The 13,200-nt window shown below is 58.0% G+C and carries 15 protein-coding genes; 5 read left to right on the top strand and 10 right to left on the bottom strand.

Going from position 1 to position 13,200, the window contains the following annotated elements; all coding sequences use genetic code 11:
• Positions 1–2 precede the first annotated feature (2 nt).
• Positions 3–530: an RNA pyrophosphohydrolase gene (gene rppH, locus AACQ43_RS17665; protein WP_011704634.1), complete on the bottom strand. Its 528-nt coding sequence runs from the start codon at positions 528–530 to the stop codon at positions 3–5.
• Positions 531–1,263: 733 nt separating this feature from the next.
• On the opposite strand from rppH, the gene mutH reads away from it, so the two are divergent.
• Together mutH and AACQ43_RS17655 are read left to right on the top strand one after the other, a co-directional pair.
• Entirely contained in the window at positions 1,264–1,938 is a 675-nt protein-coding gene (gene mutH / locus AACQ43_RS17660) for a DNA mismatch repair endonuclease MutH (protein WP_168968041.1), read from the top strand.
• Positions 1,939–2,020: 82 nt separating this feature from the next.
• Positions 2,021–2,350: an isoamylase early set domain-containing protein gene (locus AACQ43_RS17655; RefSeq protein ID WP_011704632.1), complete on the top strand. Its 330-nt coding sequence runs from the start codon at positions 2,021–2,023 to the stop codon at positions 2,348–2,350.
• 103 nt (positions 2,351–2,453) lie between these two features.
• Here the strand turns inward: AACQ43_RS17655 and rplS are convergent, their stop codons facing one another.
• The 5 genes from rplS to ffh all read right to left on the bottom strand — a co-directional run bounded on the left by rplS (position 2,454) and on the right by ffh (position 5,973).
• Positions 2,454–2,801, bottom strand: coding sequence for a 50S ribosomal protein L19 (gene rplS, locus AACQ43_RS17650; RefSeq protein ID WP_005313505.1), 348 nt, complete (start codon positions 2,799–2,801; stop codon positions 2,454–2,456).
• Between the two features lie 32 nt (positions 2,802–2,833).
• Positions 2,834–3,583 (bottom strand): tRNA (guanosine(37)-N1)-methyltransferase TrmD, encoded by a 750-nt coding sequence (gene trmD, locus AACQ43_RS17645; RefSeq protein WP_011704631.1) that lies wholly within the window; start codon positions 3,581–3,583, stop codon positions 2,834–2,836.
• A 34-nt stretch (positions 3,584–3,617) separates the two neighbouring features.
• Positions 3,618–4,139: a ribosome maturation factor RimM gene (gene rimM, locus AACQ43_RS17640; RefSeq protein ID WP_011704630.1), complete on the bottom strand. Its 522-nt coding sequence runs from the start codon at positions 4,137–4,139 to the stop codon at positions 3,618–3,620.
• 24 nt (positions 4,140–4,163) lie between these two features.
• Positions 4,164–4,412: a 30S ribosomal protein S16 gene (rpsP, locus tag AACQ43_RS17635; protein ID WP_005341383.1), complete on the bottom strand. Its 249-nt coding sequence runs from the start codon at positions 4,410–4,412 to the stop codon at positions 4,164–4,166.
• 184 nt (positions 4,413–4,596) lie between these two features.
• Positions 4,597–5,973, bottom strand: coding sequence for a signal recognition particle protein (gene ffh / locus AACQ43_RS17630; protein ID WP_011704629.1), 1,377 nt, complete (start codon positions 5,971–5,973; stop codon positions 4,597–4,599).
• 285 nt (positions 5,974–6,258) lie between these two features.
• On the opposite strand from ffh, the gene AACQ43_RS17625 reads away from it, so the two are divergent.
• Together AACQ43_RS17625 and AACQ43_RS17620 are read left to right on the top strand one after the other, a co-directional pair.
• Positions 6,259–7,050, top strand: coding sequence for a cytochrome C assembly family protein (locus tag AACQ43_RS17625; RefSeq protein ID WP_076361719.1), 792 nt, complete (start codon positions 6,259–6,261; stop codon positions 7,048–7,050).
• A 40-nt stretch (positions 7,051–7,090) separates the two neighbouring features.
• Complete coding sequence (locus AACQ43_RS17620) at positions 7,091–8,371, top strand: HlyC/CorC family transporter (RefSeq protein ID WP_076361507.1); 1,281 nt, start codon at positions 7,091–7,093, stop codon at positions 8,369–8,371.
• A gap of 33 nt (positions 8,372–8,404) precedes the next feature.
• On the opposite strand, the gene AACQ43_RS17615 is transcribed toward AACQ43_RS17620, so the two are convergent.
• Entirely contained in the window at positions 8,405–8,878 is a 474-nt protein-coding gene (locus tag AACQ43_RS17615) for an Rrf2 family transcriptional regulator (protein ID WP_168968040.1), read from the bottom strand.
• A 110-nt stretch (positions 8,879–8,988) separates the two neighbouring features.
• Here AACQ43_RS17615 and hmpA point away from each other — a divergent pair, with 110 nt between their 5' ends.
• Positions 8,989–10,182, top strand: a complete 1,194-nt coding sequence (gene hmpA, locus AACQ43_RS17610; RefSeq protein ID WP_168968039.1) for an NO-inducible flavohemoprotein — start codon at positions 8,989–8,991, stop codon at positions 10,180–10,182.
• Between the two features lie 102 nt (positions 10,183–10,284).
• Here the strand turns inward: hmpA and AACQ43_RS17605 are convergent, their stop codons facing one another.
• From AACQ43_RS17605 to artM, 3 genes are all read right to left on the bottom strand, one after another.
• Positions 10,285–10,884 (bottom strand): tetratricopeptide repeat protein, encoded by a 600-nt coding sequence (locus AACQ43_RS17605; protein WP_168968038.1) that lies wholly within the window; start codon positions 10,882–10,884, stop codon positions 10,285–10,287.
• Between the two features lie 496 nt (positions 10,885–11,380).
• The gene (gene mdh / locus AACQ43_RS17600) at positions 11,381–12,316 is read right to left on the bottom strand and encodes a malate dehydrogenase (protein ID WP_017780273.1); all 936 of its coding nucleotides are present in this window, start codon (positions 12,314–12,316) and stop codon (positions 11,381–11,383) included.
• 221 nt (positions 12,317–12,537) lie between these two features.
• Positions 12,538–13,200 carry an arginine ABC transporter permease ArtM gene (gene artM / locus AACQ43_RS17595; protein WP_016349411.1) on the bottom strand — a complete coding sequence of 221 codons (663 nt, stop codon included), beginning with the start codon at positions 13,198–13,200 and terminating at the stop codon, positions 12,538–12,540.

Raw genomic sequence — 13,200 nt, 5'->3', positions numbered from 1 at the left:
CCTTAACGGGGGCGATTGCGCCGCCCATCCTTCTTGTTGACCTGAACTGCCGGCACCGGCATCGCCAGCGGGGCAAACTCCTTCATTACCCGTCGATAGACTTCCCGCTTGAAGGAGACGACCTGACGGACCGGATACCAGAAGCTGACCCAACGCCAGTCATCAAACTCGGGATGACCATGACAGCCGAACTGGATCCTGGACTCCCTGCCCGGATCCAGCTGCAGCAAGAACCATTTTTGTTTTTGGCCAATACAGACCGGTGAACTGTCCCAACGAACGAGGCGTTTGGGCAAGCGGTACTTCAGCCAGTTGCGACTGGTGGCCATGATGGTCACATCTTCGGGCTTGAGGCCTATCTCCTCATATAGCTCACGATACATGGCCTGCTCCGGCGTCTCACCATCATCAACCCCTCCCTGCGGAAACTGCCAGGAGTGCTGCCCATAGCGCTTAGCCCACAATACTTGTCCGTCACGGTTACAGATCACGATTCCGACATTGGGACGAAACCCGTCGCCATCTATCACGTGATCACCTTATAAAGGCTGAATCTATAAGGGGATTGTTCCACATTCACCTCGTGGCAGCAAACAGGGACTGCGATCCCCCACTCATGAATAACTTTCAATTTCAAGCCGACTTATAAACAAATCCAAGGATCAACCGAGCCAAGTTGCCCACCCAGACTGTGCATAAGCCTGTGAGCAAGCAGGTATATACAGTAGTTTCATTTATCTGATCCAAACCAGGCGACAGCATACCCCATGTTGATAAAAACAAAATATGTATTTAAATACATGATGTTAAACAATCAATGCTGGATCAAGATCCATGTCTTTCACGGCCAGCGATCCGGGATCTCGATTGTGAACAAGTTCGACTGTTCAAAGATCCGCCACGGCTATTTTATCCACAGGAGTGGCACACTATCTGCTCTGGAATCGCCGTTGAAATCGGTGCTGTTTCACATTTTTTTGTAACAATGAGCCAACTATTAGCACTTGCCGGCAGTTATCCAAGATTTCTGTGGATAACTGTGTGCAACAGCGCAAGCAAACCCTTGGACAACTATTTTGTGCCTGGATCCTGCTGGTCAATGACCGAGGGCATAGAGACAAATTTGTTTAAAATCATTATGATAAGTACTTACTCACAAAACAGCCCCCCCTGTGCATACCCCTGCCAGGATCGGTTATAAAAACAGCGATCCTCAGCGAGGATCAGAGTTGCTAGAATAATTCCCCTTTGCAGGAGTGACCCATGCCCACCAACCCCCAGTCCGAGCAGGAATTGCTGGCCCGCGCCTATGCCATGGCGGGCTTCACGCTGGCCCAGCTGGCCGCCACGGCCGGCATCGCCGTGCCGGCGGATCTGCGTCGTGACAAGGGCTGGGTTGGTCAGCTGATCGAGTGGCAGCTGGGGGCCAGCGCTGGCAGCAAGCCCGAACAGGACTTCCCGGATCTTGGCATCGAACTCAAGACGATCCCCATCGATCCTCAGGGCAAACCACTGGAGACGACCTTCGTCTGCGTGGCACCGCTGATCGGTGTCAGCGGCCAGCAGTGGGAACAGTCCAATGTGCGCAACAAGCTCTCTCACGTGCTCTGGATCCCGGTGGAGGGCAGCCGCGAGATCCCCATCGGTGAGCGCCGGATCGGCATGCCGCTGTTGTGGAGTCCTAATGAAGAGGAGGAGCGGCTGCTACGCCAGGACTGGGAAGAGCTGATGGACATGATAGTGCTGGGAGAGGTGGAGCAGATCAGCGCCCGCCACGGCCAGGTGCTGCAACTGCGCCCCAAGGCGGCCAACAACAAGGCACTGACCCGGGCCATCGGCCGCAACGGTCAGCCGATCATGACCCTGCCGCGCGGCTTTTACCTCAAGATAGGCTTTACCCACGGGCTGCTGCAGCGCCACTTTGCCCTGCCCGCTTGATCTCGGTTATCAACATCCTTGTCATAAAGTGATATAAAAATAGCCAGCAGCTATTTCTTCGCAATCAGGACAAGGAGGCGTCATGCCGATCAACAAGCAATTTCTCAAGTCCCGCCCCGAGGTCAAGGTGACCTTTGCCGTGGAAAAAGAGGCAGCAGGAGAGGCCGAGCAGGTGCTGTTGCTGGGGGAGTTCAGCCAGTGGCAACCCATCGAGCTCAAGCGGATGAAGAGCGGTGAGTTCAAGACAACCCTCAATCTGCCGACCGACGGTCCCGCTCATTTCGAGTATTGCTACCAGCTGGTGCAACCCAATGGGGAGACCCACTACGACAATGACTGGGCGGCGGATGACTACGTGCCAGGTCCTTTTGGACGCGACAACTCGGTGGTGCGGGTCAGCCAGCCAGGTTGAGCCGGAACACCCAAAAGCGGATACAAAAAAGGCTCGCCATTGGCGAGCCTTTTCACTACCTGTCGAGCTTTTCGCCGACATACCGACACCAATTCGAATCGAATTAGTTGAGCTTCTCTTTGATACGAGCAGCTTTGCCGGACAGGTTGCGCAGGTAGTACAGTTTGGCGCGGCGAACATCACCACGACGCTTCAGTTCTACACTGTGGATCAGCGGAGAGTGAGTCTGGAATACACGCTCAACACCTTCGCCGTTGGAGATCTTGCGAACGGTGAAAGCAGAGTGCAGACCGCGGTTACGCTTGGCAATAACGATGCCTTCGAAAGCCTGCAGACGCTCTTTACCACCTTCTTTAACACGAACTTGAACACGTACGGTGTCGCCCTGGGCAAAAGCCGGGATGTCGGTACGCAGTTGCTCTTGTTCAAGCTGCTGAATAATCTTGCTCATTGTCTTTCCTTACCTAGGATAAACTGAAAACTCTACTTAACGCTGTCACGCACTTCGCGGACATACTCGGCAAGAAGTGATTCTTGCTCGTCAGTCAGAGCTAGGTTGTTAATAAGTTCCGGCCTTCTCTGCCAGGTTCGTCCGAGCGATTGCTTGAGCCGCCAGCGCCGAATCACTTCGTGATTGCCGCTTGTCAGCGCCTCTGGCACCGCCAATCCATCCAACAACTCCGGCCGAGTGTAGTGGGGATGATCCAGCAGGCCATCCGTGAAGGAGTCCTGCTCGGCACTGGCCTGATCGCCCAAAACCCCAGGGACCAGACGCGAAACCGCATCGATCAGGGTCATGGCAGGCAACTCGCCACCACTTAACACGTAATCCCCGATAGACCACTCTTCGTCGACTTCGGTTTGTATCACGCGTTCATCGATACCTTCGTATCGACCGGCGACCAGAATCAGTTTCTGATTCGTCGCCAACTCGGTCACGCCAGCTTGAGTCAGCTTGCGTCCCTGAGGAGAGAGATAAATGACTTTCGCCCCGTCTCCCGCCGCTTGCTTGGCTGCATGAATCGCGTCACGCAGCGGCTGAACCATCATTAACATGCCGGGCCCACCACCATAAGGACGATCATCGACCGTACGGTGTTTGTCGTGGGTAAAGTCCCGGGGGTTCCAGCACTCAATCTGCAGCAGGCCACTCTTGACGGCCCGACCCGTTACCCCGTGCTCGGTAATGGCTCGGAACATTTCAGGGAAGAGGCTAATCACCCCAATCCACATAAGAAACCTCCGGCACCCGTGTTAGCGCGGGAAACTAGAAACCAGGATCCCAATCAACTTCGATTGTTCGAGCAGTCAGATCAATGTTCTTGATCACCTGCTCTTCCAGGAACGGAATCAACCGCTCCTTCGCACCAAAGGCATCTTTTACATTGGCCTCAACCACCAACACATCGTTGGAGCCGGTTTCCATCAATTCGGTCACCTTGCCCAGGTCGTATCCCTTGGTGGTCACTACCGAGCAACCAATCAGGTCACGCCAGTAGAACTCGCCCTCAGGCAACGCAGGCAACAGATCGGCGGCTACGCCAATCTCGACATTGGTCAATGCCAGGGCATCCTCGCGCACGTCGATACCATCGAGTTTGCAGATCAGACCCTTGTTGTGACGCTTCCAGGATGAAACCTGAATTTCACGCCACACCCCGTTCTGATTGATCAGCCAGGGGTTGTAATCGAAAATCGCTTCGGCAACATCGGTGAAGGAGTTCACTTTAAGCCAGCCCTTGATGCCGTAAACGGTACCCAGAGTGCCCAGAACTACAGGTTTTTCCACCTTAACTCCTTACCGTTTGGCTGATTAAGCAGCTTTGGCAGCGTCTTTGATCAGCTTGGCAACGCGGTCAGAAACAGCGGCACCAGTACCAACCCAATGCTCGATGCGAGCCAGGTCCAGGTTCAGCTTTTCAGCGTTACCAGAAGCAACCGGGTTGAAGAAACCAACGCGCTCGATAAAACGACCGTCACGGGCGTTACGGCTGTCAGCAACTACTACCTGGTAGAACGGACGCTTTTTCGCGCCACCACGTTGTAAACGAATGGTTACCATATCGTCCTCATTAACATCTAATGAACAAGGCCCGCAAACACGCGGACCCTAGCTTAAAATAAGCCGCGTAATTCTACTTGGATTCGTAATAATTGCAACCAAGCCAGCCATTTTTTGCACAAGCGGCCCCATGAAAAGGGCCCACCCATGGTGAGCCCTCGACGTGTGCATGACGACCCGGCAATCAGAAGGGGCCGCGGCCACCACCGAATCCCGGCGGCAGCATGTTCTTCATCTGCCCCATCATCTTGCGCATGCCGCCCTTGCCGGACATCTTCTTCATCATCCGCTGCATCTCGGTGAACTGCTTGAGCAGCTTGTTCACATCCTGCACCTGCATGCCGGAACCCGCGGCGATACGACGCTTGCGAGAGCCCTTGATGAGGTCGGGATGGGCACGCTCCTTGGGCGTCATGGAGCTGATGATGGCCTCCATCCGCACGGTGAGCTTGTCATCCATCTGATCCTTGATGTTGTCCGGCAGGCCGGACATGCCTGGCAGCTTGTCGAGCATGCCCATCATGCCGCCCATGTTGCGCATCTGGGCCAGCTGCTCGCGGAAATCTTCCAGATCGAAGCCCTTGCCGCTCTTGACCTTGCTGGCCAGCTTGGCCGCCTTCTCTTTATCGACGTTGCGCTCCACCTCTTCGATCAGAGAGAGCACGTCGCCCATGCCGAGGATGCGGGAGGCCAGACGATCCGGGTGGAACGGCTCCAGCGCATCGGTCTTCTCGCCCATACCGATGAACTTGACCGGTTTGCCGGTGATGTGGCGCACCGACAGAGCGGCACCACCGCGGGCATCGCCGTCCGCTTTGGTGAGGATCACGCCGGTCAGCGGCAGCGCCTCGTTGAAGGCCTTGGCGGTGTTGGCGGCATCCTGACCGGTCATGGCATCCACCACGAACAAGGTCTCGACCGGCTTGATGGTAGCGTGGAGATGCTTGATCTCGTCCATCATGTCGCTGTCGACGTGCAGGCGGCCGGCGGTATCGACGATCACCACGTCATAGAACTTCTTGCGCGCCTGATCGATGGCTGCATTGGCGATGTCGACCGGCTTCTGGCTGGCATCACTCGGGAAGAAGTCGACACCGATGTCATTGGCCAGGGTTTCCAGCTGTTTGATCGCCGCCGGACGATAGACGTCGGCACTGACCACCAGCACCTTCTTCTTGCTGCGCTCTTTGAGCAGCTTGGCCAGCTTGCCGACCGTGGTGGTTTTACCGGCACCCTGCAGACCCGCCATCAGGATGATGGCCGGTGGCTGGGCTGCCAGGTTGAGCTGCTCGTTGGCCTCCCCCATCACGGAGACCAGTTCGCCATGCACAATCTTGATGAAGGCCTGGCCCGGGCTCAGGGACTTGGCCACTTCCTGGCCAACCGCCCGCTCCTTGACGCGAGCCACGAAGTCACGCACCACCGGCAGGGCGACGTCCGCCTCGAGCAGCGCCATGCGAACTTCGCGCAAGGTCTCTTTGATGTTCTCTTCGGTCAGACGACCACGGCCGCTGACATTGCGCAGGGTGCGCGAGAGTCGTTCAGTCAAATTCTCAAACATGACGCATTCCGGTTTTTGGCGTAACAAATGGGGGCATTATACCTCAGCCGGCGCAATGAGGACGATTATTCGCCGCACACGACGGTGACCTGCCCTCAAAAGGGCAGGCACAATGAACCCAGGCTGGTATTTCGGCCGGTGCCGGTGCGCCTTCTGGTGCACGCCGCAGCGGCAGACTGCTGTCTATATATGGGCGGATCGGCGGCAGCACAACTGGCGAGCACATCTTGTGCAAGGTATACTGCCCTTCCTGTTCCCAATCGCTTGCTCGACAACGACCCGGTTATGATCGTGATCTCTGTTCTGGCCCTGGCGTTCTATCTGCTGGCCATCATCGCCTCTCTGCACCTGCTGCTCAGTGCCAAACCAGTGGGACAAGCCCCCCTGTTTGCCTGTATCGGACTGGCCCTGATCGCCCATGGCACCGCCGTGGCTAGCGAAGTGCTGGTGACACACTCCGGCCAGAATCTGAGCATGCTCAACGTGGCCTCCCTGGTCAGTCTCATCATCAGCTGCTTCATGACTTGCGTCACTCGCCGCTTCAACGGCTGGATCCTGCTGCCGGTGGTCTACAGCTTCTCGGCCCTGCTGCTGGCCGCCAGCGCCCTCATTCCCGGCCGCTACATCACCCATCTGGAGGCCCATCCCCAGTTGCTGCTCCACATTGGTCTCGCGCTGATGGCTTACTCGGTATTGATGATCGCCTGCCTGTTTGCGCTGCAGCTAGCCTGTCTGGACCGGCAGCTGAAGTCGCGCAAGATCAGCCAGCTGCCCGCCATGCCCCCCCTGATGACGGTAGAGAAGCGGCTGTTCCAGCTCATCTCGGCAGGTCTGTTCCTGCTGACCCTATCCATTGCCTCCGGCCTGTTCTTCCTCGAAGACATGTTCGCCCAGGGCAAGTCCCACAAGGCTATCCTCTCGATCCTGGCCTGGTGCGTCTATGTGCTGCTGCTGTGGGGCCACCATACCCGTGGCTGGCGCGGTCGCAAGGTCATCACCCTGAGTCTGATCGGCAGCTTCATCCTGACTCTGGCCTATTTTGGCAGCCGCTTCGTCAAAGAAGTCTTGTTGAGCTGACCGCCACCCTTTTTATCACCCACTCCCACAGGAGCCCTTCTTGGACAGTATCTCAACGAGTACATTACTGATTGTTCTCGTTATCTTGATCCTCTTGTCTGCTTTTTTCTCCAGTTCCGAAACCGGCATGATGTCCCTCAACCGTTACAAGTTGCGGCATCTGGCCCAGACCAAACACAAGGCTGCCCGCCGGGTAGAAAAGCTGCTATCCCGCCCGGATCGCCTGCTGGGGCTGATCCTGATCGGCAACAACCTGGTCAACATCCTCGCCTCGGCCATCGCCACCATCGTCTGCATCCGCATCTTCGGCGATCTGGGGGTGGCCATCGCTACCTTCGGCCTGACCCTGATCGTGCTGGTGTTTGGTGAAGTAACCCCCAAGACTCTGGCTGCCATGTTCCCGGAGAAGATTGCCTACCCAGCCTCCTGGGTGCTCAAGGGGCTGATGGTACCGCTCTCGCCGCTGGTCTGGCTGATCAACGGCATCACCACCGGCCTGCTCAAGCTACTGCGGCTCAACCCCAGCAAGGATGACTCCCTCAATACCGAGGAGCTGCGCACCATCGTCAACGAGGCCGGCAGCCTCATCCCCCAGCGCCATCAGGAGATGCTGCTCAGCATTCTGGATCTGGACAAGATGACGGTGGAGAACATCATGGTGCCGCGCAGCGAGATCTACGCCATCGACATCAACGACGACTGGAAAACCATACTGCGCCAGCTGGCCCACTGTGCCCACACCAAGATCCTGCTCTATCGCGACAACATCGACGACGTGGTGGGCTTTCTGCACGCCCGCGACGCACTGCGGCTGATGGCCAGGGATCAGTTCAACAAGTCGAGCCTGCTGCGGGAGGTGGACGAGATCTACTTCATTCCGGAAGGTACGCCGCTCAACGTGCAGCTGGCCAAATTCCAGCGCAACAAGGAACGAATTGGCCTGATCGTCGACGAATATGGCGACATTCAGGGACTGATCACCCTGGACGACATTCTAGAAGAGATAGTGGGCGACTTCACCACCTCCATGACCCCCGCTCCCAGCGACGAGATCCACCCCCAGCCGGACGGCTCCTTCCTGGTGGAGGGCTCGGCCAGCATCCGCGAGCTGAACAAGGAGATGAGCTGGCAACTGCCCATCGACGGGCCCAGAACGCTCAATGGCGCCATCCTGGAATACCTGGAGGAGATCCCCCAGCCCAACATCAGCCTGCGGCTGGCCGGCTACCCCATCGAGATCCTGGAAGTGGAGAACAACATGGTGAAGATGGCGCGGATCATGCCCGATTTATACCGTAACGAGTCTGGTTTTGAGGATTGAAAAAAGGCTGCCACTGGCAGCCTTTTTTCTTGCTCACTCGCTCTCCTCGTCCGGCTCCGGCTCCAGCACCAGGGTCGGAATCAATTCGCTAAATACCTTCTGCAGCTCGTCGCGATTGGCCAGCAGGTCTTGCAGGGTATAGCTGTCCATCACCGCCAGAAAGGCGTTCATCGCCTCCTTCAGGGCATTCTTCAGCAGGCAGACCGAGACGATATGACAGGCCGGCGAATTGCAGTCGATACCGTCAAGATTGCCTTCCAGCGCCCGGATCACCTGACCGATATTGACGGTCTCCGGCGCGCAGGCCATGCGGATCCCGCCATTCTTGCCGCGCTGGGACTGCAGATAGCCCAGTTTCACCAGCTGGTTCACCACCTTCACCATGTGATTGCGGGAGACGTCATACAAGGCGGAAACCTTGGCCACGCTCGACAATTCGCCCTCCGGCAGGGTCGCCAGATAGAGCAGGGCTCTCAATCCAAAATCGGTATAGCTAGTTAGTCTCATAGTGCCTGTGGCGCATCGCGCGGAAATTGATTATTGATTCAGATCAAATAAACATCTAGGATGCAGCTTATTAAGTAACATTTTAGATGTTCAATTAGCAAGGACCTCCTATGTTAGACCAAGCCACCATCGCCGTCATCAAAAGCACCATCCCTTTGCTCGAATCGGCGGGCCCCGCGCTCACCCAGCACTTCTACCAGCGCATGTTCAGCCATAACCCGGAACTGAAAGACATTTTCAACCTGGCGCACCAGCGTAGTGGCGGCCAGCCGCTGGCGCTGTTCAATGCGGTAGCGGCCTATGCCAAGAACATCGACAACCTGGGGGCACTGGCCGGGGCCGTGGAGCGTATCGCCCACAAGCACACGGGTTTCCTGATCCAGCCAGAACAATATCACATTGTAGGTAGTCATCTCTTGGCCACGCTCAAAGAATTGGGTGGAAGTGCGGTAACCGACGAGGTGCTGGATGCCTGGGGCAAGGCGTATGGCGTGCTCGCCAGCATCTTCATCGGCCGCGAGAGCGAGATTTATCAGGAGAAGGCAAGCCAGGCAGGTGGCTGGCAGGGTTCCCGCCCCTTCCTGATCAAGGAGAAGCGGGTCGAGAGCGAACTCATCACCTCCTTCCTGCTGGCGCCGGTGGATGGCAAGCCGGTACTGGACTTCAAACCGGGCCAGTACCTCAGCATCAAGCTGATCCACCCCGAGCTGGAATATCAGGAGATCCGCCAGTACTCCCTCTCAGATGCGCCCAACGGCCAGCACTACCGCATCAGCGTCAAGCGCGAGCCGCAGGGTCAGGTTTCCAACCTGCTGCACGATCATCTGCAGGAAGGTGACCAGATTGAGGTGATGCCACCCACCGGCGACTTCTACCTGAAAGCCGATGGTCATACCCCGGTGGTGTTGCTCTCGGCCGGTGTGGGTGTCACGCCGATGATGAGCATGCTCAACCAGCTGCTGGCGAACGGCCATCAAGCCGACATCACCTGGCTGCACGCCTGCGAACAGGGTGCCGTACATGCCTTCAGGGAGGATATTCAGCAAAAATCCCGCCAACACGCCAACCTGCTGAGCCAGGTCTGGTATCGGGAGCCGCAGGCCAGTGATGTGCAGGGCGAAGATTACGACTTTGCCGGTACGATGGATCTGAGTGCAGTGAAGGAGCGCATCACGCCGCAGGCCCACTACTACTTCTGTGGCCCCGTCGGCTTCATGCAGGCAGTCAAGCGGCAGCTGATCGCGGCAGGCATTCCAGCCGGCCAGCTCCATTACGAAGTTTTTGGTCCCCACCAAGATCTGTAAGGCGGGCTAATCACTATAACCAGATGAGGAGCCAGCCTGTCACGGCACGGCGGCCGGCTCCTCCCGGCCCACGGATGCAGATCCGTGGGTCATTTTTTTGGGTCAGTGCATCGCCTTGGCACGGGCGATGGCATTGGCCGGCATCCGGTTGCCAAGCCGGCTCAGCAGGCTGGTCGCCTTCTGGTGCAGCGCCTTGTCGCCGATCACAGTGCTGTGCAACCAGTGGTAGGCCTCTTCATAGTCGAGCGGGCTGCCCATTCCCTGCAGCAGCATCTCCACCCACTCTATCTGCGCCCGCTGGAAGCCCAGGCTGGCGGCCTCCCGCATCAGGGTCTCGGCCTTGAGCAGATCCTTTTGCACCAGCGTACCCTTCCAGTAGTAGCGGCCCAGCTGTTCCAGTGCCGGCGCCAACCCCTGATTGGCAGCATCCCACATGAATTTGACCCCCAGCTCCGCATTGGGCTTGGTACAGACCCCCCAAGCCAGCATGTCCCCCCACAGAAATTGATAAGACGGGATCTTCATCACCTCGGCCCGCACCTCGATATCCTGGGTAAGCTGGCACCTGTCCTGCTTCACCTGCTGCAGGTGACGTCCCTGTTCAATCCAGTTGAGCAGCTCGTCCTGGCGATAAAGCGGTACCGCCTGCAGCGTGCCACTGTCCACATTCAGGCCACTACTGCTGGTCGGTGTGCTGGTCATGGGACGATTGTTCGGCGAGCGATCGCCCTCAGCGGCGACAGGCGTGGGGATGGGGGCTGCCGCAGGTGCAGAAGCTGAGGATGTTGAGCTCTCTGCCACTACCGGCGCAGAGGGGGTGACCGGACTGACAGCTGGCGTTGCCGTGGTTTGCACGGCCGCCGATGCAGGTGCCGCAGCAGAGGACGAGGCAGCAGTGGAAGCCTGAGTGGCAACCTCTGGCTGCGCCGGCGTACTGGCCGGTGCGGAGGCGGCCACGGCCCCGCTCGTCGCGGCGGCGGCAGAGGCGGAAGGCTCGGCCCCCTGCGCTTGGCTCGTCAGCAGTGGGGGCGTCAGCAAACAGAGAAGGCCGACAAGGGTAATGGGTTTCATCATAAGGATCTCCTGCAGCACCCTGTTATCGGCAGCCAGTGACATCCCCTTAGGCCGGCACCGCCTGCATCCGTCACCATAACGACAAAGGGGAGCCGAAGCTCCCCTTGCTGTCCATCCGGACAACTTACTTGACGAAGTCGACACCCAGCTGGATATCGGCTTTCAGAGTGGCCAGCATGCCATCCATCGCCTCTTGTTCGAAGGCGCTCAGCTTGCCGTAGTCCAGCACGGTTTCGACACCGTTCTTGCCAAGCAGGATGGGCTGCGCGAAGAAGGTGGCGTGTTTGCCGTCGCCTTCCACGTAGGCGCACTCGATGACGTTGGCTTCACCCTGCAAACCCTTGATGAGCGACAGGCCGAAACGGCAGGCAGCCTGACCCATGGAGAGGGTAGCGGAACCGCCACCAGCCTTGGCTTCCACCACTTCGGTACCGGCGTTCTGGATCCGCTTGGTCATGGCGGCCACTTCGTCGGCGGTAAAGCTGGCACCTTCGATCTGGGAGAGCAGCGGCAGAATGGTCACGCCACTGTGGCCACCGATCACGTTGACGCGCACCTTGTCGACGTTCAGACCCTTGGCGTCGGCCACGAAGGTCTCGGCACGGATCACGTCCAGGGTGGTGACGCCGAACAGGCGACGCTTGTCATAGACACCGGCTTTCTTCAGCACTTCGGCAGCGATGGCGACCGTGGTGTTGACCGGGTTGGTGATGATGCCGATCAGCGCTTTCGGGCAGGAGGCAGCGCACTTTTCCACCAGATTCTTGACGATGCCGGCATTGATGTTGAACAGGTCGGAACGATCCATACCGGGCTTGCGAGCCACGCCGGCGGAGATCAGCACGACATCGGCGCCGACCAGAGCCGGGCTCGGATCTTCACCGCAGAAACCTTTTACTTTCACGTCAGTCGGGATATGGCTCAGATCGACCGCCACGCCCGGGGTCACCGGAGCGATGTCATACAGGCTCAATTCGGAACCAGCAGGCAGACGGTTTTTCAACAGCAGAGCGAGGGCTTGGCCGATGCCACCGGCGGCACCCAGAACGGCAACTTTCATGATCAACTCCATGTTTAAGCGTAGGTTTAAGGTTGTTTCTTGTTGTGCGCCCAACCTTAAAGGATCCCCCCCTAAAAAACAATCTGATAACAGTTGTAATCACAGGTTCTGTGAGCCAATAAACAGGCGGCGAATAAAAATGGGGGAAAATGCAAAAAATTGGAGGGGAAGCACAGATTTCCTGCACTTCCACTCACCATTAATAGGTAGATCTACCAGCTTCAGCCCTGGAAGGCCAACGCCCGGCGTTCACACCAACGAAAACCAATTGTTAACAATCCGTTCATGGTCAGGTAGAGGGCACCGGCCACGGTGAACACCGCCAGGGTGTCATAGGTCTGGGCATTGAGGCGCTGGGCCAGCCCCATCACATCCATGATGGTGATGGTACTGGCGAGCGAACTCCCCTTGAGCACCAGGATCACCTCGTTGGAATAGGCGGGCACCAGTCGCCGGGCGGCGTGACGCACCTTCATCCACAGAGTCTGGCCGGCGGAGAAACCGAGTGCGCGGCAGGCCTCTACCTCACCGGCCGGAATCGCATCGAGCGCCCCTTTGAACAACCGGGTAGAGTAGGCGGCGGTATTGAAGCCGAGCGCCAGCACGGCGCAGAACCAGGGCTGCTTGAGCAGCGGCCAGAGCGGCCCCTCTTTGAGCCAGGCAAACTGGCCCGGCCCGTAGTAGATGAGGAAGATCTGGATCAGCAGCGGCGTGCCGGTGAAGATCAGCACCCACAGCTGTACCAGCTGGGTCGCTACCGGAATGCGGCGCTCCAGCACCCAGGTCATGGCAGCCGCCATCAGCACGCCGAGCAGCAAGCTGAATGCCGTGAGTTGCAGGGTAATCGCCAGGCCACCCAGCAGGGTCATCAGGTAATCCTGCAT

Origin of the sequence: Aeromonas sp. DNRA1 (assembly GCF_963888745.1) — a bacterium.
Lineage (GTDB): Bacteria > Pseudomonadota > Gammaproteobacteria > Enterobacterales > Aeromonadaceae > Aeromonas > Aeromonas hydrophila.
This window is presented reverse-complemented; position numbering and strand designations above follow the sequence as displayed.

Excerpts from the sequence above, each read along its gene's own strand:
- rplS (WP_005313505.1), bottom strand. The coding sequence starts at position 2,801 with ATGAGCAAGATTATTCAGCAGCTTGAACAAGAGCAACTGCGTACCGAC.
- AACQ43_RS17615 (WP_168968040.1), bottom strand. The coding sequence starts at position 8,878 with ATGAGACTAACTAGCTATACCGATTTTGGATTGAGAGCCCTGCTCTAT.
- AACQ43_RS17655 (WP_011704632.1), top strand. The coding sequence starts at position 2,021 with ATGCCGATCAACAAGCAATTTCTCAAGTCCCGCCCCGAGGTCAAGGTG.
- ffh (WP_011704629.1), bottom strand. The coding sequence starts at position 5,973 with ATGTTTGAGAATTTGACTGAACGACTCTCGCGCACCCTGCGCAATGTC.
- AACQ43_RS17605 (WP_168968038.1), bottom strand. The coding sequence starts at position 10,884 with ATGACCAGCACACCGACCAGCAGTAGTGGCCTGAATGTGGACAGTGGC.
- mutH (WP_168968041.1), top strand. The coding sequence starts at position 1,264 with ATGCCCACCAACCCCCAGTCCGAGCAGGAATTGCTGGCCCGCGCCTAT.
- artM (WP_016349411.1), bottom strand. The coding sequence starts at position 13,200 with ATGCAGGATTACCTGATGACCCTGCTGGGTGGCCTGGCGATTACCCTG.
- hmpA (WP_168968039.1), top strand. The coding sequence starts at position 8,989 with ATGTTAGACCAAGCCACCATCGCCGTCATCAAAAGCACCATCCCTTTG.
- AACQ43_RS17625 (WP_076361719.1), top strand. The coding sequence starts at position 6,259 with ATGATCGTGATCTCTGTTCTGGCCCTGGCGTTCTATCTGCTGGCCATC.
- trmD (WP_011704631.1), bottom strand. The coding sequence starts at position 3,583 with ATGTGGATTGGGGTGATTAGCCTCTTCCCTGAAATGTTCCGAGCCATT.
- rpsP (WP_005341383.1), bottom strand. The coding sequence starts at position 4,412 with ATGGTAACCATTCGTTTACAACGTGGTGGCGCGAAAAAGCGTCCGTTC.
- mdh (WP_017780273.1), bottom strand. The coding sequence starts at position 12,316 with ATGAAAGTTGCCGTTCTGGGTGCCGCCGGTGGCATCGGCCAAGCCCTC.